Source organism: Treponema sp. R6D11, assembly GCF_054786075.1.
Map to the genome: position 1 here is coordinate 1 of NZ_BDHD01000025.1, position 21,544 is coordinate 21,544.

At 38.0% G+C, this 21,544-nt stretch carries 14 protein-coding genes and 1 tRNA gene; 8 read left to right on the plus strand and 7 right to left on the minus strand.

Features of this window, described 5'->3' with window-relative positions; all coding sequences use genetic code 11:
- The 3 genes from ACYVTD_RS04315 to ACYVTD_RS04325 form a co-directional block, all read left to right on the plus strand.
- The coding region (locus ACYVTD_RS04315; RefSeq protein WP_461246558.1) for a hypothetical protein at window positions 1-945 on the plus strand (945 nt) is incomplete at its 5' end.
- Between the two features lie 11 nt (window positions 946-956).
- On the plus strand, window positions 957-4,922 hold the full coding sequence (locus ACYVTD_RS04320) for an Eco57I restriction-modification methylase domain-containing protein (protein WP_461246559.1): 3,966 nt from the start codon (window positions 957-959) through the stop codon (window positions 4,920-4,922).
- A complete protein-coding gene (locus ACYVTD_RS04325) occupies window positions 4,915-9,114 on the plus strand; it encodes a hypothetical protein (protein WP_461246560.1) in 4,200 nt (1,399 codons plus the stop codon). The genes ACYVTD_RS04320 and ACYVTD_RS04325 overlap by 8 nt, the downstream gene beginning before the upstream one ends.
- 14 nt (window positions 9,115-9,128) lie before the next feature.
- Here the strand turns inward: ACYVTD_RS04325 and ACYVTD_RS04330 are convergent, their stop codons facing one another.
- Window positions 9,129-10,886 carry an AIPR family protein gene (locus ACYVTD_RS04330; protein ID WP_461246561.1) on the minus strand — a complete coding sequence of 586 codons (1,758 nt, stop codon included), beginning with the start codon at window positions 10,884-10,886 and terminating at the stop codon, window positions 9,129-9,131.
- 351 nt (window positions 10,887-11,237) lie between these two features.
- Here ACYVTD_RS04330 and ACYVTD_RS04335 point away from each other — a divergent pair, with 351 nt between their 5' ends.
- The 5 genes from ACYVTD_RS04335 to ACYVTD_RS04355 all read left to right on the plus strand — a co-directional run bounded on the left by ACYVTD_RS04335 (window position 11,238) and on the right by ACYVTD_RS04355 (window position 15,466).
- Window positions 11,238-12,512, plus strand: a complete 1,275-nt coding sequence (locus tag ACYVTD_RS04335; protein ID WP_461246562.1) for an AAA family ATPase — start codon at window positions 11,238-11,240, stop codon at window positions 12,510-12,512.
- The gene (locus tag ACYVTD_RS04340; protein WP_461246563.1) at window positions 12,509-13,123 is read left to right on the plus strand and encodes an RloB family protein; all 615 of its coding nucleotides are present in this window, start codon (window positions 12,509-12,511) and stop codon (window positions 13,121-13,123) included. The genes ACYVTD_RS04335 and ACYVTD_RS04340 overlap by 4 nt, the downstream gene beginning before the upstream one ends.
- Window positions 13,120-13,929, plus strand: a complete 810-nt coding sequence (locus tag ACYVTD_RS04345; RefSeq protein ID WP_461246564.1) for an HNH endonuclease — start codon at window positions 13,120-13,122, stop codon at window positions 13,927-13,929. The genes ACYVTD_RS04340 and ACYVTD_RS04345 overlap by 4 nt, the downstream gene beginning before the upstream one ends.
- A gap of 101 nt (window positions 13,930-14,030) precedes the next feature.
- Complete coding sequence (locus ACYVTD_RS04350) at window positions 14,031-14,255, plus strand: helix-turn-helix domain-containing protein (RefSeq protein WP_461246565.1); 225 nt, start codon at window positions 14,031-14,033, stop codon at window positions 14,253-14,255.
- Window positions 14,252-15,466 carry a HipA domain-containing protein gene (locus ACYVTD_RS04355; RefSeq protein WP_461246566.1) on the plus strand — a complete coding sequence of 405 codons (1,215 nt, stop codon included), beginning with the start codon at window positions 14,252-14,254 and terminating at the stop codon, window positions 15,464-15,466. The genes ACYVTD_RS04350 and ACYVTD_RS04355 overlap by 4 nt, the downstream gene beginning before the upstream one ends.
- Window positions 15,467-15,678: 212 nt before the next feature.
- On the opposite strand, the gene ACYVTD_RS04360 is transcribed toward ACYVTD_RS04355, so the two are convergent.
- From ACYVTD_RS04360 to ACYVTD_RS04385, 6 genes are all read right to left on the minus strand, one after another.
- Window positions 15,679-15,751 (minus strand) — tRNA-Thr (locus tag ACYVTD_RS04360).
- A gap of 54 nt (window positions 15,752-15,805) precedes the next feature.
- Window positions 15,806-17,158: a galactokinase gene (locus ACYVTD_RS04365; protein ID WP_461246567.1), complete on the minus strand. Its 1,353-nt coding sequence runs from the start codon at window positions 17,156-17,158 to the stop codon at window positions 15,806-15,808.
- Entirely contained in the window at window positions 17,158-17,769 is a 612-nt protein-coding gene (pgsA, locus tag ACYVTD_RS04370; protein ID WP_461246568.1) for a CDP-diacylglycerol--glycerol-3-phosphate 3-phosphatidyltransferase, read from the minus strand. Before pgsA ends, ACYVTD_RS04365 begins: the two co-directional genes overlap by 1 nt.
- A 165-nt stretch (window positions 17,770-17,934) precedes the next feature.
- Window positions 17,935-19,290, minus strand: a complete 1,356-nt coding sequence (der, locus tag ACYVTD_RS04375; protein ID WP_461246569.1) for a ribosome biogenesis GTPase Der — start codon at window positions 19,288-19,290, stop codon at window positions 17,935-17,937.
- Window position 19,291: 1 nt separating this feature from the next.
- Complete coding sequence (gene murJ / locus ACYVTD_RS04380) at window positions 19,292-20,881, minus strand: murein biosynthesis integral membrane protein MurJ (RefSeq protein WP_461246570.1); 1,590 nt, start codon at window positions 20,879-20,881, stop codon at window positions 19,292-19,294.
- A 321-nt stretch (window positions 20,882-21,202) separates the two neighbouring features.
- On the minus strand, window positions 21,203-21,544 hold a 342-nt coding region (locus tag ACYVTD_RS04385), incomplete at its 5' end, for a hypothetical protein (RefSeq protein WP_461246571.1).

Below are 21,544 nucleotides of genomic sequence, written 5' to 3' on the forward strand. Positions count from 1 at the left end.
GCGGCATTACTTAAACCTGCGGCAGAATCAGAGCAACAGGGGACATTTGATTTTGGCGATGATACTAACATGGGAAAAATTGAGGAGCAATGGCAGGATGCCGCCGACAAGGAAAAGAAAAACAGAACGATATTCGCACAACGCAGTTTAAAGCCTAACGATGTTCTTCCCGAATGGCAAAAGCAAAATGAAATTCTTGGTAATGAAGAAGATGTTGAACGTTTTGTTAGAGATACTCTTTTTGTGCTTAACGCTCCTCCTGATAATATTTTTAAGGGCGACAAATTGTCATATTTCAGATTTAATCCCGATCTGTTAATGCCCGCCTTAAAGAATCGTTTAAAGAATGAAGGAATAGAAAAACCTATACGGATGAATTTTAACTATCCTCCTGAAAAAAACGCTTCATTTATTCACAGGAGCAATCCGCTTGTTACGGTTCTGGCTGACTATATGCTTGAAACCGCATTGGAAGGAAACAATAACGAAAGAATTAACACCCATTCCCGTTGCGGAGTTTACGAAACAAACGCCGTCAGCCTTGTTACGTCGATATTTCTAATCAGGCTGCGGTATAAAATAGAGATGACGCAAAAGGGAGGAAAAACAAAAACCACCCTCGCCGAAGAAGCCCTTCTTTTGGGTTTTGAAGGAAGAAAACAAACAACGGAACTTCCAAGGGAAAAACTTGATATTCTGCTAAAGGAACAGCCAAGCGGAAATCTTGATAAATCGGTAATTGAGCGTGAACTTAACGCAAGCCTTTCATGGTGGAAAGAAAACACTTACGTTTTTGAGAAAATCGCCAAAGACCGATCGGAGGCGCTTCTTGCGGATCACCGCAGAGTACGCCGTGCGGCGCAGGGGCGTGGAAATTACGATGTCAAACCGGGGCTTCCGCTAGACTTAATTGGGCTTTATGTTCTGTTACCGGCGGAATTATAGGAGCTTAATTAATGCGGCGGACAAACATTAAAAGTTTAAGTTTTGACACAATAAAACTAGAAGGCTCATGTTTTACGGCGCAGGTTGTTGAAAACGCCGCTTTTGGAAAAAATATCAGCAAAATAACTGACGCCGATTACCAAATTCCAAGGGGCTTGCGACTGCTTGATGAAATTGGGCGCAGTTTTCAGATTGCCCAGGCTCAGTGGAAAAGTTATGAAGAAGGTAAAATTAAATCAGAACGTTTTATTCATGAGTTTTTTATCGACTCGCTTTTATATCCGCCTGTACTTTATGAAAAACTTGTAAATATAGATACGCTTGAACGCAGTGATTCCTGGTACATTACCTGCGACTGCCATTATCTGCGTTTAATGCGAAAGTCATCTTTGGCGAGACCTTCGTATCTTGAATTTGATCTACAGACAATTTTGAAAGAAAACCGTTTTCCCGGTTACCAAATGCTCTACCGTATTATGCACGGAAGCCGCACGGTCGGGCTGGATAATGAAGGTAACGGAAAATGCGTTTGGGACGCATGGAAGGAAGAAGGCGAAAAGCTGGGGGTGCGGGTTCGGGAGGGACTTCGAAAAGGCGTAACCAGAGCGTTAAGCGTTCTTGGAAGCGGTTTTTTGAATTACGATGCTTCCGGCAATAACGCCTTCCGTTCCGCCCTGGAAGCAGGGGATTTATCAACTCATGATTATTTTCAGGAATTAATGCGGCTCATGTACCGCTTTCTGTTTATATTCACTATTGAAGAACGTAAATTAATATTTAACCATTTACCCGAAACTAATCAAGCGGACAAAAATATTCTTGCCTCGCATACTTTATATGAGAAAGGTTACAGCCTACACCGTCTGGTAGATCGTAGCGCACGTTATATGTCAACTGATAATTATGGAGATTTATGGGAAGGAATAAAGATCGTTTTCAGGCTTTTAGGCGGTGAAGGAACGCCGGATGTTAATCCGTTAGACCTACCTGTTTTAGGCGGTCTCTTTAATGCGGATCAATGTCCTCATTTGGATCAATGCGATCTTTCCAACGCCAATCTGCTGGAAGCCATGTACCGTCTACGTTGGACAGTCGAAGGCAACGCCCGGACGCTCATCGACTATAAAAACATGGGCAGTGAAGAACTTGGTTCGGTTTACGAAAGCCTTCTTGAGTTGGTTCCGCAAATTGACCTTCCCCGCCGCTCTTTTGGTTTTCTCGGCATTGACGTTGAAGGTTCTTCTATCGGCAATACCCGCAAGACAACCGGCTCCTATTACACCAATGCCGGTCTTGTTGAGTGCCTTATCAAAAGTAACCTTGATCCGTTGATTGAAGAAAAATTAGCCCAGAACGAATCAGGCGGAGCAACTAAAATTACTTCAGAACAAAAATTATTGTCCATTACCGTAATTGATCCCGCCTGCGGAAGCGGTCACTTTTTGCTTGCCGCCGCCCGAAGGCTGGCTGACAGGTTAGCTCTTCTTCGGGCAGACGGTGTTCAGCCCATTGCCGATGACGTGTACCGAAACAGTTTGAGGGACGTGATTTCTTCCTGCATTTACGGTGTTGACCTGAATCCTCTGGCGGTTGAACTTGCCCGCATGTCTCTGTGGTTGGAAAGCCATGAACCGGGAAAGCCACTATCGTTTCTGGATCATCATATCCGCTGCGGCAATTCGCTTGTCGGCGTTATGGATTTTGACGTATTGAATAAAGGTATACCCGATGACGCTTATAAAGCTCTTTCCGGCGATGATAATAAAATTGCTTCCGATTTTAGAAAACGGAATAAAAATGAAACAACGGCAAGGGAACGCAAGCAATTAGCCCTATTTGAAAAATCCGTGGATCAGGCGGAAGCCGCCCTTGCCGATCTTCATTTGCAGATTGACAATATTCAAAACAACACTCTTGAAGATATCGAAAAGAAACAAACTCTATTTGAAAATTTATTTAAAAGATCGGAATACCATAAAATAAAACTTGCCTGTGATCTTTATGTCGCCGCTTTTTACGCTGAAAAGAAAAACAAAGACAGCATTGTCCCCACTACTGCCGATGTGGATCGGGCGTCGGCAGGACTGGACGAATCCAATTTTTCAGCCGGTGTGGAAGATGAAGCCGCACGAATTTCTGCGGAAAATCGTTTTTTCCATTGGCATTTGGAATTTCCAGAAATCTTTGTCGGGCAAAATCATGGCGGTTTTGACTGTGTATTGGGAAATCCTCCCTGGGAACGGATCAAGCTTCAGGAAGAAGAATTTTTCGCACCCCGCAAAAGCGAAATTGCCGATGCTGCAAATAAATCCATTCGAGAACAGATGATAGATGATCTAAAACAGGGAGGCGAATACGACAAACAGCTTTACGATGATTTTATCAAGGCTCGCAGAAACGCCGAAGCCGCCAGCGCTTATGCCCATCTTAAACAAGATGAAGGCGGTCGCTTTCCCCTGACCGGAATCGGCGATGTTAATACCTATGCCCTTTTTTCGGAAACCATACTCCTTATTAAACATAAAAAAGGCAGAGCAGGTTTTATTGTCCCCACCGGCATAGCCACCGATGATTCCACGAAATATTATTTTGCGGAAATTTCAGCCAGTAGCCTTGTTTCTTTGTATGATTTTGAAAACAAGGAAGCTATTTTCCCATCGGTGCACAGAATGTTTAAATTTTCTTTGGTAAGTTTAGGTGAAAGCGAATTTGCTGATCTTTGTTTCTTTTTGACCAACACGGATCAACTTGCCGATATACGCCGACATTTCCGGCTTGCCCGTGACGAATTCATACTGCTTAATCCCAATACCCAAACCTGCCCTGTTTTCCGTTCTGAGAAAGATGCAGAGCTTACCAAAAAGATATACCGGAATGTTCCTGTGTTGATACGTGAAAAGAATGTGAACGCAACGGAAGATGGTAATTCGGATTCGTCAAATCCTTGGGGCATAGAGTTTATGCGTATGTTTGATATGTCCAACGACTCCCACTTATTCAAAAACGAACCGGGAACAGACAGGCTCCCCTTGTATGAAGCGAAAATGATGCACCAGTTTGATCACCGCTGGGCTACCTACACGGATTCCGGCGATACCGTAGATGTAACGGCAAATCAAAAGCAGGATGTCAACTTTACCGTTAAGCCACGTTATTGGATTGATAAAAACGAAGTGTTTGAAAAACTTGCGGGAGATGATGATAATAAAAGACCGATTCCGAAATGGCTGATGGGTTGGCGGGATATTACCAATGCGACAAATGAAAGAACAGCGATTGTTTGCGTTATACCATTAAGTGGCGTTGGTAATAATATGCCACTTATTATTTTCAATAAAAATATAAAACCAGAATATAGATTAGTACTATATTCTAATTTAAATTCAATTGTTTTTGATTTTGTTGCAAGACATAAAACAGGTGGTTCACATATTAATTATTTTCTATTGAAGCAATTTCCCGTCCTTCCCCCAAACGCCTATTCTCAGGACGACATTAATTTCATCGTTCCCCGTGTGCTTGAGCTTACCTATACCGCCGTAGACCTTATCCCCTTTGCGGAAGACCTCTGGGATTGCGCAGACTCAAAAATGAGGCGGCTTTTTCTGGAACAGCGCCACGGGACACAAGCCGCCGCATTAGAAGAGTTTACCCAATACGACACCGCCCATCTGCCGGAGAAAGCTGAAGTGCAAGGCAAGCTGACTGGGTTGGCTAGTTATCTTCCGCCCTTTGTCTTTGACCCGGGAAGACGGGCATTGCTCCGTGCTGCCCTTGATGCCCGCTACGCCCGGCTCTACGGCCTTACCCGTGACGATCTGCGCTACATTCTCGACCCCGCCGATTTAATGGGAGAGGATTACCCCTCGGAGACTTTCCGTGTGCTCAAGAAGAACGAAATCGACGAATACGGGGAGTATCGGACACGGCGGTTGGTGCTGGAGGCTTGGGATGGGGAGGGGTTATTACATGAGTGATAATTTGAATTGGAATAATATTCGAGCAATAAATGGTGATCAAAGACAAGGATTTGAAGAATTTGTCACTCAATTAGCTAGAATTGAAAATATTCCTGGTGCAAAACATTTTGTTAGAAAGGGTACTCCAGATTCAGGCGTAGAATGTTTTTGGATATTAGAAGATAAATCAGAATGGGCATGGCAGGCAAAATACTTTACAGCAAGTTTGGAATCAAGCCAATGGAATCAAATTTATCAATCTATTAAGTCTACAATAGACGGGCATCCTAGTCTTACAACATATATTATTGCATTTCCAATAAATCCTGCTGACGACAGGAAATCAGGTAGAAAATCATTGCAAAACAAATGGGATGAACAAGTACAAAAATGGCAAATATATGCAGAAACCAAAGGACTAACTATTAAATTTGTTCCTTGGTGGAGTTCAGATCTCATAAATCGTTTACAAAGCAGGGAAACTATAGGGTTTACTAAGTTTTGGTTTGATAAAGATTTCTTATCTGATGAATGGTTTTGTAATCATATTGAAAAGTCTATTGCTGATTTGGGACAAAGATATACTCCTGAATTAAATTATCGAATGCCAATCTCAAAAATATTCGATGGGTTAGCACAGGATGATAAATTTATCAGCCAATTATATGAAGTTTTGGATCCATTACTTATAAATATTAATGAACTTGGTATACGGGACAAAAACACTGAATACGTTAATTGCGTTAAGGACACAAAACAACTCTCAAAACTCCTTGAGAATGAATTTGACATATTAAAAGAACAAACCGATAATTATTATGATTTTAATAATATATCTAAAATATGCAAACAAATCAGGGAACAAATTTATATTTTTAATAATAATATTGATAAGCATTCCTCAAATGACAAAAGATATGAATGGACAAAGATTTATTCCTCATTAAATGACGTTGAGAATTTTATTGATAGCATAACTATTGAATTATTTAATAATCCTTATTTATTAATACATGGGGAAGCCGGAATAGGTAAATCTCATTTATTAGGTGATATGGTCTCGTTAAGAAGAAATGAAGGTAAATTTTCATTGTTACTATTAGGACAGCAATTTAATTCTTCTGAAAATCCAGAGATTCAAATACGAAATAATTTAGATTTGACATGTTCCTTTGAAGAATTATTAATAGCTTTATCATGTAGAGCACAAATTATGAAAAGCAGAATAATTATTTTTATTGACGCGATAAACGAAGGAAAAGGCAAAGAATTTTGGCCAAATTATCTTAATGGATTCGTTAAGAATATATCTAAATATCCTAACCTTGGTCTTGTTATTACAATTCGTTATACATATTTAGACATATTAAAAGATAATTTAGAAGCAATTGGTAATATATTATTAAAATATAATTATAAAGGTTTCTCTAATTCAGAGTATGATGCAATGAAAATGTTTTTTTCATATTATGGAATTGAACAACCGGGGAATCCGATAATGGATCCAGAGTTTAGAAATCCTTTGTTTTTAAAAATATATTGTAAAAGCTTAAAAGCAAAGGGGCTAACAAAAATACCAGATGGTTTTTTGGGTATATCCGAGTTATTATCCTACTATATAAATTCAATAAATGAATCTCTTTGCAAACCAGAACGTTTTAACTATTCTAAAAGTATAAATCTTGTTTCTCAATCAGTTAATTCAATAATAAAGTATTTGATAGAAAATAGTACAAATAAAGTTCAATTTGAAAAGGCAATAGAAATTATCGAAAAAGAAATTACTAATTTTATAACAATAAAAGGGAAATATCTTGACGAACTAATATCAGAAGGTATTTTTTCCAAGAACTTGATACGGAACAATAATAGACGTGATGAATATATTTATTTTACATATGAACGTTTCTCTGATCAATTAATATGCAAATATTTACTCAATAACTCTGACGATATAGAAAAAGATTTAACAAAAGGTGGAAATATATATAATTTCTTGAAAACTTCTGATAAATTTCGCTATATCAATCATGGTCTTATGGAAGCTTTAGCCATTCAAATTCCAGAAAGAACAAATAAAGAAATATATGAATATTTTGAATTAACCGAATTTCCATTAATAATTAATGTTTTTTTAGAAAGCCTTAAATGGAGAAAATTAGATACTGTTACTGATAAATGTATTGACTTTATCAACGCTTATGTGATAAATGATAGCGATTATTCCGATCTTCTTTTTGATGTAATTATATCAGTAACAACAATTAATAAGCATTTTTTTAATGCATATTTTCTACATAATTTTTTATCAAAGTTCTCTTTGGCTGATCGAGATTCATTTTGGGCTTATTATCTTAAATACAAGTTTTTAGACGACGATCCTGTAAAACGGCTTATAGATTGGGCAGAGAATAATGATATAAAGAATAATATTACTGATGAAGTAATTAAATTAGCTAGTATTACGCTAACGTGGTTTCTTTCATCACCTAAACGAGATCTTCGTGATTCTTCAACTAAAGCACTAATTTCTATTCTACAAAACAGAATACCTGTACTGATAGAAGTATTAAAAATATTTGAAAATGTGAATGATCCATATATTTATGAACGTCTTTTTGCGGTTGCTTATGGATGTACATTGAGGACTATTCAAACGGATTATATATGCGATTTAGCAGAATATGTATTTACAATTATTTTTGATAAAGATGATGAAGTATATCCACATATATTATTACGTGATTATGCTAGAAATATTATTGAATATGTTGCTTTTTTAAATTTTAAATTATCTTTTGATATTTCAAAGGTGCGACCGCCATATAAATCTCATTTTGTATTTAAAGAAATCACAAATGAACAAATTGATGAAAAATATAAAAGCACTAATGACGAAAGAAAACAAGGTCAAATTGATATAATTAATTCAATGGCAACAGAATTTAGCAGGGGGGCATGTGGATATGGAGATTTTGGTAGGTATATCTTTGAAAGTAAATTTTATTACTTCAATGTAAAACCAGAAATTCTAAGTAATATGGCTATAGACTTAATCTTTGAAAAATACGGTTACTCAGAAAAAAAGCATGGTAATTATGATACTTCGCTTCCTTATAATGGCAGACGATCCAAGGATACTGAAAGAATCGGAAAAAAGTATCAATGGATTGCTATGCATGAATTACTTGCCAGAGTAACTGATAACTGTAAAAAAATATCAAGATATGGATCTGATCCTGAAGAAAATATTCCATATAAAGGTCCTTGGGAACCATTTGTAAGGGATATTGATCCAACTGTTATAATAAAACAAATGGGATACATAAAACAAATCGGATCCAATAACCGTCACTGGTGGGAAAAAGAGATGAAATTCAATTTTAATTCTTCTAAAGATGAGTGGGTTTCGAATAAAAATGATCTTTCTACTGTTAAACATATTATAAAAATTAAAGACAATAGTAATCATGACTGGCTTATAATACAAGCCTACCCTGATTGGTCCGAACACAGAAAAATTGGTGAAAAGAAATACAGTAGAGAAGAAAAAGAAGTCTGGTTACATATTCGCAGTTATATTTGTAAAAAGAAAGACTCGGCAAAGATTATTAAATGGGCTAAGAAACAAAACTTTTCTGGGCGCTGGATGCCGGAAAATTCAGATAAATATGTTTTATTTTTACGGGAACATTATTGGTCACCTGCTTATAAATATTGCATGGAAGAAGATTACCAAGGTAATTTAGTTAATATTTGGGAAAAATTAATTGATAAAGAGACTAAAGAAATAATTGGTTCTGTAATAATCCCTACAGAAGAATATACTTGGGAAAAAGATGTTGATTTTTCAATAGATGAAACATTTAATCTTATAATACCATCTAAATATTTATTTGATAACTTGAAAATGAAATATAGTGATAATGAAGGAGAATATTTAGATCAAAATAATAATTTGATATGTTATAATCCGTCTGTGGAAAATAACACAAAACAATATTTATTGATTAAGAAAGAACCTTTTCAAAAATTTCTTGATGAAAATGATTTAGAAATTTTTTGGACATTTTTAGGAGAAAAACAAATCTTGGGTGGTGATCTTAGGGGGTTTCACGGAAGACTAGATTTTAACGGTGTTTATCATCTAAAAAATGATGGTACAATTATTGGTTCAATGAATACCTTCCAATTACCCAGTCAAATTTAAAGTTTGGCGATTAATCAATCAGCTTGAAGCCTGTATTCAAAGTGTTCTGGAGCAATTTGTAAAGAAGACATTAAATCATCAAAGAAATTTTTATCTGTCATTTCAAATGTATCTAATGTTGGGGATATTGCGGTGGTTATATCTGCCAAACTTTGTTTTGATTTCAGCCAATTAGCCGGATTAAAAATCTTGTCTTGTCTGGCTGACTGAGTTACGGCATTTTTTATTGCAGATGAGAGACAGCGTCCTGATATTTTTATTAACTGTTCAGTTTTGCCTTTACTTTTAGCGGCTTCCCATGTAGCCGAAGGCGTAGGCACGCGATCGGATTTTTTATTTGCTATTGCGAAAATCATTGAAACTGCATATAAATGATGAAATGGGGCATCTGATTTTCTTGCCAGAAGAGTACCATCAAAACCAAGCGGATTTTCTTCGACCCAAACTTCTCTTACAGCTTTCATCCAAAAGTTTAACGCCTGAATATCTTCCGGGTTGTAATTCTTTTTAAAGAGTATTTCAAAATATTTATCAAATATTTTTGTTTCTCCATAAGAAATATTTGGGCGTTGTGAATACCAAGCAATTAAGTATTTCCCCAAATCTGAAAGATCGATGATAAAATTCTTATTCTTCTCAGCAGGGGCTTGTTCACCACGTTTTGTAATAAAATAACCTTCAGGATAACGTTGCTCAAAAACTTTCTTAATCGTAAGTACACGTTTATCATTACTTCTTAAATCTCTTGGTTTAACTGCGCTCTGCGAATTTGTATTTATACTTATCATATCTGCCCTATCACGTTGAGGTATTTCATAAAATCTGAATAAGATAAATGAATCGTTTTGTTTTTTTACTATTTCACTACAATTCTGGATAGTATTAAGCGATTGACAACCGTTTACAACACTTAATCCATATAATTTTAGTAAAGAGCCTTCTAATACCATTTTGTTACATATTGCCGTAATGCCATTATGAAAGAAGAAAAAATCTCTATACTTATCCCCAAGAATGGTCTGTCGTATTTTTTTATTTACCGCATTACTTCTTTCAAGATATTGACGGACATTTTTCTGAAACAGCGACCCGTTTTTAATACCATCAATTTTCACTACTTCCTTTAATGGTATGGCGGCAATAATAACATTAGTTCCGGCAATTTCCATAGGCATTGATTTGCTTTCAGAAAGGTCAATCGTATAATTTATTTGAGGATTATCAGTTACAAGGGCAAATTCATATCTTCGTTCAAGTTCCTCGCAATCAACAAGAGTTATGGTAGCATCAAAATCTTCATCTTCGGACATTTGCATTAGTTTTCTTTGATATGTTTCTAAATCTATTGTAGCTGCAGCTGAAAGTCTTGCTGTAGTAATAAGCTCAAATGAAACCTTATACTCATCTTCAAAAGCTTGAGCAACTTCAGCAAGTTTACTTTGAAGTTTTCTATTAGCAATAGATTGTAGCCGTACCAAATCTTTTAATTGAACCCAAGAAGAAAAAACTTCACGAAGCGGTTCTGCATCTACAATAGCACTTGAGAGAAATTTACCTTGTAAAATATAGACAGTTTGATTTTCATGATCGACAATAATAGCGTCAATTTGTTTATCATCAGAACCATCTGTGATAGCATCTTTTGTTTGATTACGATCTTGACGTAAGATATTAAAAATATACCAAGCTATAAATTTTTGACCATCATTTGAATAATTTTGAGTATAATAGTCAGACTTGATTTCTTCTTTGATTTTTTCATAGATACCCATAAATACTTCTCCTGTTTGAAGACAATCCGTAATAACAACTAATCATTACTAAATTTCAATATATTTTCAATTGCTATATTGCCCCCTAAATTGGCAACACCTGCCTTACCTCTCCCTTCAACAATTTCCCGTTGGCGTAATAGCTCCGTTTTTCGCCATCTGCGCCCCATTGCTTAAAGAAAAAGGCCGAACTGTTGGAAACTGCCTGTTCCTCTATTTTTCATAAATTTACATAGTAATTCAATGATTGTCAATAGATAATCATCAATTTTGTGAAAATATCACAAATATTGCCCTTATATCCTTGCCAAATCCACCGATATTATGTATACTTAAAGTATAGGAGTACCCATGATTGTAGAATTCACAGTAGAAAACTACCGTTCTTTCAAAGAAAAACGTACTTTTTCCCTTATTTCGACAAAAGACAAGGAATTGTCTGAATCAAATACCTTTAAAGTCAATAAAAACCTACATCTGCTTAAATCTGCGGTCCTATATGGCGCTAACGCAAGCGGAAAGTCAAATTTCTTTGAAGCGCTTGTGTTTTTTCTTAGATTTTCAGTTCTTTCAGGACCCCATAATCAGACGGAAGATCCAATAGACACAGAACCTTTTACTTTATCCAAACAAACTGAATCTGCCCCGTCAAGTTTTGAAATTGTCTTTATTATTAAAGATGAAAGCAATGAGACAAGGTATCGCTATGGTTTTTCGGTAAATAATGAACATGTAGAAACTGAATACCTTTTTGCTATTTATAATGTTCGGGAAGTATCACTATTTTCACGCAATCTACAAGATATTAACTGTACTCCCTATTTTAAAGAAGGAACAAGAGGTAAGGCATCAGTCCGTAATAATTCCAGCTTTTTGTCAGTATGCGCTCAAAATAACGGCGAAATAGCATCTCAAATCGTTAAGTATTTTAGAAATATGTGTGTATTATTCGGAGCTTATATTTTTCCAATATTCCTCAATAAAAATAATAAAAGGTATGAAAACAAGAAAAAAATATTAGATTTTCTAAAATACGCTGATATACAAATTACCAATTTTAAAACTGAAGATGTGCCTGCTTTTAGCGGTATTAATGATCCCGATATTTTGGCATTGTATAAGAAAAAATACCCAAATGAACAAGGTCAAAAATTATTATTTGCTCATACTATATATAATAATGAAGAGCCTATAGGAGAAAAATATTTTGATGCTGATATGGAATCTGCCGGAACATTGAAACTTTTTTCATATTCCGATGCTGTTCTTGACGCATTGGATAATGGAACACCGCTTTTTATTGATGAATTTGATACCATGTTGCACCCACTCATAATTGAAGGGATTGTAAAACTATTTAACTCGCCAGTTACAAATCAAAAAAACGCCCAACTTATAATCTCTTGTCATGCGGTTAATATTATGACAAATAAACTTTTTCGCCGTGATCAAATTTGGTTTTGCGAGAAAGATCAATATGGCGCTACCGACTTGTATTCACTGGTAGAATACAAAGAACCTGTGCGGAAGGACGCTTCTTATAATAAAAATTATCTACATGGAAAATACGGCGCTATTCCGTATATTGACGAAATATTGCTGCAAGCCGGACTAAAAAAACAATGAAACAAGAAAAGCTTTTTCTAAAAAGAAAAACTCTGACCCGTCTCAAAAACAACCGCACATTACGTCGTTTTTTGATAGTTTGCGAAGGGGAAAAAACTGAACCGAATTATTTCAGGAAATTCCCGGAAAATCCGGAAGTTTATGATCGTATTGATATATATGGAACCGGTTATAATACGTTATCTTTGGTAGCTGAAGCAATTAATCTGAAACTTGAAGCCGAGAAACGAAAAGAACCATATATAGAAGTATGGTGCGTATTTGATAAAGATGATTTTTCGATTGACCTGTTTGTTCATGCGATCATATTAGCCGGAAATAATCAAATTAAATGCGCCTATTCCATAGAAGCCTTTGAAATCTGGTATATGCTTCATTTCAATTTTTATGATACGGCGTTATCTCGAAGTCAGTACAAAGAAAAACTTTCTGAATTATTAGGGAAAACATATCTAAAGAATGATGAAGGAATGTACCATTTATTACAAAAACGGACAAGTACGGCAATGCAAAATGCTCGGAGACTATTTACATTACAGGGTAATAGGTCATTTGCAGAACAGAATCCTATTACAACGGTATTTAAATTAGTGGAGCGTTTACTCCCATGAACTCCCTCGACCGATCCCTGATAGAAAAAGCCGGTTACGACAATGGCTTTGAGATAATCCAAAAAAGTGATTCTTCCGTTGTCAGTTTGTGTTCATCGCTTCATCCGGTAAAAGTAGACATAACCATTGGAAATCATGAAGGCTCTTATGACTTGCGGTTTTCCGATACTTTGAGCATTTCGGAACTGGAAAGAGGCTTAAACAATGAGCTTTTTCAAAACGGAAAAATTGAAGCTTGGAACAGGGATCTTTTGGGAGTAGTATTAAAAAGAGCCGCCGAACTTGGTATAGCGTTACCGGACGGTCCAGTGCGTCTTTATAATGAGCGGCTTGATACTTATTTGGATAAAAATCCAAACGAACGGTCAATTTTCGATGGAAACGCAAAGTCGATGTTTCAAGGTACGGAACGGGAACAGTTGGTAAAACAGCGAATTGGGCAGGATGTATTTAGAGACGCACTTTTAAAATATTGGAAAAACTGCTGTGCTATAACGAGTCTTGACATACCGGAGATGTTAAGGGCAAGCCATATCAAGCCGTGGGCGGATTGCGATAACGACTGCGACAGATTGAATGTCTATAACGGTTTCTTGTTATCGGCCAATTATGACGCCCTTTTTGATAAAGGGTTAATAACCTTTGACGATAAGGGTATCATTATATTTTCCAACAAATTGAGCAAAAGCCAAATTAATGAAATTGGGGGCGAAAGATATAAATCGCTCCATTGGATAGATGAAAGGCATCTACCATTTTTAGAATGGCATAGGAACCATGTTTTTGTAAATCCTCCCGCTCGGTAATATTTACAACAAATCCCCTCAAAATCCCCAAATTCTTACCGATAAGTAAGATTTACTTGATTTTTCGTAAAAAATACATTATTCTTACCGATAGGTAATATATGAAAATAAAAGATTCAAAGTCCTTTGGGGCGGCTGTTCGGGCGTACCGTAAACGGCAGGGAGCCACTCAGATACAGTTGGCGGCGACCGCAAACACTGGGGTGCGTTTTATCGGCGACCTTGAAAATGGCAAGCCTACGATACAGCTTAATAAAGCCTTGCGTGTTGCGGATATTCTTGGCATAAAAATAGAAGCACTCAATGTTAATGGGGATGGTAAATGAGCAGAAAGCTTAATGTGTATCTTTGCGGAGAAAAGACTGGCGTATTATACGAAGATGATTTATTGCAGCTAACGTTTCAATATGATAATAATGCCTCTCCTTTATCTGTTCGCCTGCCTGTAAGAGCGGAAAGTTATCCCCACGCCGTAACGTATCCGTTTTTTGAAAATTTAACCCCTGAAGGCGAAGCTTTTGAAATACTCACAAAAGACCATGTTGCTGGCAATAATGTTTTTTCCATTCTTAACAGGTTTGGCGGAGACTGTGCCGGAGCGGTGGTTTTTTATGAAACAACGCCCGACAATCTTGGCGAAAAAACGAGCGAAATATCTTCACGGAAAATTGCACAAATAATTGATAAATTGCCGCAGGACCCATTACTTACAAGCATCGAAAATCCGCCACGGCTTTCACTTGCCGGTGCGCAGTCAAAGTTTGCGGTATATAAATTAAACGGAAAATATTATCGTTCTAGCGATGTAAACCCTACAACACATATAATTAAAATTACTAATAAAAGATTTCCTGATTTATTGCAAAACGAACTTTTTTGCATGAAACTTGCAAAAGTTATTTTATCTAACGTTCCTGAAATAGAACTGTTGGAAGCCGAAGACCGCCCGTATCTTGAGATTACAAGATATGACAGATACATTAACAATAAAACTGTTCAGCGTATACATCAGGAAGATTTTTGTCAGGCACTTGGCATTGTTTCCGGAAAGAAATATCAGACGGGCGGCGGAGCGAAAATAAAGGACTGTTACAGGATCATTAATGAATTTTCCGAAAACCGCCTTTCTGACATTATTCGTTTTACAGAATGGAGCATTTTTAATTATTTGATTGGCAATACGGACGCCCACGCAAAAAATTTGTCTCTGCTTCATTCCGATTCAGGAATTAAACTTGCCCCGTTTTATGATTTACTGTCAACCGAGGTTTACCCTGAAAGTGTCATCGATCATGAAATGGCTATGCTTATAAACGGCAAGGGGAAATACAGTTCCCTAAGACCTAAAGATTTTATTGCGTTATTTGAAAATCTGGAACAAAACGCCACAAATATGATGAAGACCATAAAAGATAGATTTGCGGATATTGTTCCTGTGGCAGAGAAACTTCGTAAAAATATGCCCACCCCTGATATGCCGATTTATAAAAAAATAATTACGATTATCAAAAAACGCTTTTCCGTTTTAATGGCATAGAAACCATGTTTTAAGCCAGAACCGGGAATCGCCCTACAGCATTCGGCATCCATGCCTCATGCTTCCGGTCCGGGGTTCAGCCCTGGCGGTGTACCTCCTGTACACCTTACCTCCCTGCCGGTCGGCGGGCTGAACCCTTCGATTCCCGAATTTATTTTTTAGTGATAATTATTTCACTTTCTTTATAAATTCTTGAACGTGAAAAATTTTTTAGCCAGAACCGGGAATCGAACCCGGGACCTGCGCATTACGAGTGCGCCGCTCTGCCAACTGAGCCATCCTGGCAATCTTCGATATCAATTATAACAATTAATTATCAATATATTCAATAATATGCTTTTAAAACTCCAACTCAACCGCGCCCCTCGACCTTATCCGCAGTACTGTCAGCGAACCTGCGCCAAAAACCGCTTCGATGTGCGCGCGGTAAGTGTTCATTGCGTCTATGGGGAGATAAGCTTGAATGGTTCCGGCGAAACCGCCGCCGTGGACTCTGCATGCGCCGCGCAGTTTTTGCTTGCGGAAAAAATCTTTTGTCAGGGCGAGAGCAGAGGCGATGCCTTGAGCTTCGGGGCGGGTAGGGGAGTATACATTTTGTAAAAACTCCCATGAGGAATCACCCGATTCATTTACCAAGTCCAAATAGAGGTTTAACGTTCGTTGTTTTTCGGCGACTGTTGCGGTTTTTTCCATTTCCTGTAAAATCGCCGTCATTGAGTCTACTCTTTCGTTTTCATTAAAAAAATGAATGGCGCGTAAAAATGCCCTGTCTCCCAATGACTTTCGCACTTCGGCGACACTGGAAAGGATGGTTTCTTTTTCCAATTCTCTAAGTACGGACTTGCCAAAAAATGTGGCTACGGATTTCATTTCCGCCGGAATGGAAGCGTAATCGGCGGTAAGATCGGCGTGACTGCCGCCTGTGTTCACTACGCAAAGAGCGTATCCTGCGGCGGCGGGATCAAAATTTATTTGCTTTACTATTGGGCGTGAAGAATCGGCAAAATCAATCGCTACAGCGCCGCCTGTGGCACACGCCGCCTGATCCATTAATCCGCATGGTTTCCCAAAGTGGACATTTTCCGCTATTTGCCCAATTTGCGCTATTTCCAACGAGCCGAGTTTTCCCTGTCCGTAAAGAGAGTCGAAAATACGGCATATAAGAGTTTCAAGCGCCGCTGATGATGATAATCCAGAACCTATAAGCACGGTAGAGTTTGCGTTAGCTGAAAAGCCGCCGATGCTGCAACCACGCTTTGATAATTCAGCGGCTATTCCCCTGATGAGCGCTTCCGTTGTCCCTTTTTCTTCGGGTTTGGGCTGTAAATCAGGAGCACCGTTTTTATCCGTCAATTTAATTTTTACATTGGGGAAACCTGTTGAGCAGAAAAATATGGCATTGTCATCGCGTTTCTGCACAATAGCTACATTGTCCAGTTGAATGGACGCCGCTAACACTTTCCCTCTGTTATGATCTGTGTGATTGCCTGCAAGTTCCGTCCTTCCGGGTGCGCTGAAAATCCGCAAGTTTTCTTGCTCGCTACTAACCTCTGCCGTATTTTTTTTAGCTTTCGTAATTAACAATGTATAACGCTGTTTTGCGGACTCAACTTCACGCTCTCCGTAAAGTTCGTTAAAAATTTCCGCTGAGCGTTTTGAATTAATTTGTTCCAAAAGACCGGTATCAGTCATTACGCTTTTACGTCCGCTGTTTTTTTATAAATTATCAGATAATCAAAAAATGAAATTATCGAGATAACTGCAGAAATAGCAAAGGCAATAAGCGCGCAGATTTTAATATACGGCAAGATCAGATTAAATAATCCCAATCGTTCAAAACTTACGGCTAAAAACGTAATAGCCGCCGTGATGATAAAAGCGACAGTTTTTATTTTTCCGCCCATACGCGCACCCATAGCAATACCTTTTTTCGCCATCAGGTTGCGAAGGAACATAATTGCAAATTCGCGGTAAACAATCAGTAAAAATAAAAATGCCGCAAAAATACCGGCTGGAAAAATACCGTCGATTATAAAGCAAAGAAAAAAAGTGATCTGCGTAAGCGTGTCGGCGAAGGGGTCTAAAAGTTTTCCAAAGTCGCTTGTTAAGTTTAGTTTTCGGGCGACAAGTCCGTCAAAATAATCCGTTATTTCAGAAACGATAGCAATGATCCAAAGTACCGGCACTGTCCATGCTGCTCCGTTAACGAATAGTGAAGGGAAAAAGTTGGGTAAAAGATAAATGACAAAAAACACGGGGGCAAGGATAATGCGGAAAAATGACAATTTATTTGCAAGGTTCATGGTTAATATTGACTGTAAAAAGCGAATATGTCAACTGGAACCTTCAAAAACCCCGATTGGGTTTTTAAAGGTTCCTAGAAGAAAATCGCAAATTCATTGTAATACAAATAATTATTGTTTAGCGATTTTCTTCAGGGGCATGAAAACAACTAAAAACTGAAGTTTTTAGTTGTTCCTTTGAGTTTGCTTTGAGGAGCTCTTTACGTCAATCAATATGGGGATAAGGGAGAAGCCTAAATCTTTGCGTATTTTGTTCCTTAAATAAGAAATATAGGAGTCGCTTACAACTTGAATACGGGAGGCGAAAAAAATGAAGTGTACGGGGTTTACCGATTTTTGCACGGCGTACTTAATCTTAAAATAGGTTCTTGGACCTGTAGGCGGCGGATATTCTTGCAGCCACTTTTCCAACGCCTGATTAAGCTGGGACGTTCCCACTTGCAGATTGAGTTGACCGTACATTTTTATCGCCGTATTCAGCAATTTATCAACGCCCGAACCGTCTTTCGCACTTACGGGGATAACAGGAGCGTATTCCATTTGACCAAACTGAAAATGTATTTTTTCTTCAGCGTCCTTAAACGTGTTTTTTTGTTGGGGCATTGTATCCCATTTGTTAAGTGCCATAATTATGCCCCTGCCCTTGTCATGGGCGAGAGCGGCTATTTTTTTGTCTTGGTCTGAAAGCCCTTCAACTGCGTCAATCATCAGTACGACAATATCAGCGTCGCTGATTGTTTTAATCGCACGGTTTACGGAATAGTATTCGATATTTTCATTCACCTTTGCTTTGCGTCTTATGCCTGCGGTATCCATGATAATAAAATTACGTGATTTCCAACTGAAACGCCCCTCAACAGTGTCCCTTGTAGTGCCGGGAATTTCGCTTACGATAGAAGCGTTTGCTCCTGTCAGTCTGTTTGACAGCGTGGACTTGCCTGTGTTGGGTTTGCCAAGGAGAGCGATCCTGATAACTTTTTCTTCCTGCACTTCTTCCACTTTGGAAAAATCAAGACGTTTTATTATCTCCTGTTGAAGCTCTCCGATATTGTCGCCATGCTCGGCGGAAATCATTAAAACTTTTTCAAAGCCAAAGGTTAGGACATTCCATGCGTCAGCCTCGTGCCTTCCGCCTTCGGTTTTGTTTACAGTTACGATAAGTTTTTCTCGGTAAGGACGTAATGTATTGATAAGCTCTTCGTCCTCGCTTGTTATTTCGCCAGCTTCAAGAAGCAAGACAACAAGGTCGGCTTTTTTTATTGTTTCAAGAGTTCTTTCAACTACCAATTTGTCAAGCTCATCGCAATCTGTAAGTTTGAATCCGCCTGTGTCGATAAGGCGTAAAGGTTTTTCATTGATAAGGCAATCCGCTTCTACGGGGTCTCTTGTAACGCCGGGTGTAGGGTCGGTAATCGCCCTGCGTTTGTGAAGCAGTCGGTTAAAGAGCGTTGACTTTCCCACATTGGGGCGACCGGCAAGAACAACAGTAGGAAGGTTGCGGTATTTTATATTTGTCAGCATATTATTTTTTCCTAATCATTTTAAGTAAGCCCGATAGATTTTCATCTTTTACAAGGGCAAGAAGAAAAACGCCCAAAAGCATGTAAATCGTTGCGTTTAATATCAAAGGTATGCCGTAACTGATAATACGTCTATGCCCTGCAAAAATATCGCATAATACAGGGGAGAGAAAATAAATTGGAACGGCGGCGATAGCGGAAAGAATTAACATTTTTAATATGTAAAGTAAAGCCGAACCTGTTACAGCCCCCAATTTAATGTTTGGGTTTTTCCCAAGAAAAATCACGAGTAAAATTGTGTTAATCGCACTTGCAAAAGACAGGGCAAACGCTATGCCGGACCCCTTAAATGGAATGGCTAAAGTAGCGGCAAGGATAATGTTTACAACCATTGAAATAATTCCGGCGATGGTAGGAGAGACGGTATTGCTTTGAGCGTAAAAAGCCGGAGCGATAATTCTGTTAAGTGCTATAAATAAAAGTCCGGGCATGTGGAAGGTGAATGCGGAAAGAGTGAGGGCGACAGATGTTTCATCGAAACTGTGGCTTTGGAAAAGAAGACGGATTAAACCTTGCCCTTCTACAAGAGAGAACAATGTTACAGGTATCGCTATTAAAGCAATTATGTTAATAGAAGAAATCAATCGTTTATTGTAAATATCCCATTGAGAAGTTTTTGCGTACTCGGTAAGGTTCGGCAGAAGCACTGTCCCAATCGATACGGCAAACACTCCTAAAAATAATTCTTGAAGCCGCAAAGAATATTGCAGGCTCGACACGACTCCTTCCCCAGCTCTCCCTCCTAACGCTGTAGAAACTAAATCATTAATTTGATACGCAGCCATTCCAATCACTGTGGGGCTGATCAACTTCAACACTTTCCGTGTACCCGGGTTATCAATCGCTCTTTTAATTCCCGTGATAAAAAATTTATAACCTTTTTTTATAACAAACGGAAACTGAATCGCCGCCTCAAGAAATCCGCCGATGAGGATACCAACCGCCATTGCCCGGGCTGGATTTTTTGTATAGGGACTCAAAGCGTAAGTGCAAAGAATTGTAACAATGTTTAATAAAATCGGCGCAAGCCCGGACGGAGTAAAAATGTGAAGGCTGTTTAACACGCCCTGAAACAACGCCGCAAGCGAAATAAAGCCAAGAAACGGAAACATCACTCTTGTTAAAAAAACAGTCTCATCAAATTCTTCTATTCCAAAAATACGGACAAGCAAAGGAGCGGCAAGTATTCCAGCCATTACCATCAACGTTACGATAAATGTAAGAAACGTAAACACGCACGAAAAAAACTCCCGTGTTTTTTCCTTGTCGCCTTCAAGCATATATTCCTTAAATGTGGGAATAAAAGCGACAGAGATTGAACCTTCGGCGAAAAGTCGGCGGAAAAGGTTAGGCAGCAAAAACGCTACGGAAAAAGCGTCGGAAAGAGCGGTAGTGCCTAGGAACCTAGCCTTTGTCATTTCTCTAAGAAGTCCGAGGATACGTGAAATTAAAGTGAGGAGCGAAAGTGCCGACCCGTGCTTTACAAGCGAAGCTGCCGTTTGAGAGGAATGGTCAGATTGAGTTTTTTCCATAATTTTTCCCAATATAGTCTTTGGACAACAATCGCCTCTTTTTTCTTTTCCTATACTATAAATGTACCAGTTTTTACGGCTTTGTGAAACCACTGTCTTTTTGCTACCCACAAAACATTTTCTATTTACTGATTTAATTCCGTGAGCGAGTGCGTAAACCGCATTGTATCGCTAAATTGCTTGTGCAGGCAGGCGGTCTGTGTAGCGGAAAAACTCAGGAGAGCTCGCCTGCGAGACTGTGTCAAAAGTCAAAATTCCGATTTTTTACTATGATATATGGGATAGGGAAAGAGGCTTTTAGTGTTTTGGGCTATTGGATTACTATAATTCTCCATAGCATAATTCTAAAAAATCAAGCCTTATATCTTCAAAAGTGGGGATATTTATTCCCTTAATATTTTTTAACCTATTATATGTTTTTATCCCTTCTTTTGAATAAATATGATATTTAAACCAGTTTAATACATCCTCATTTGTAGGAATCTTTTCTAATTCTTTCATTGTTTTTTTCATTCCATTTTTTATTCTTTCTTTTTCGTTTATATCTAAAGTATCAGCTTTATCAAGTAATTCAAACGAAGGTTCCCAAATGTTTTTATTCAAGTATAAAATTAATGATTTAGTTTCTACAGCGTTAGGAGGGAGAGCTGGGGAAGGAGTCGT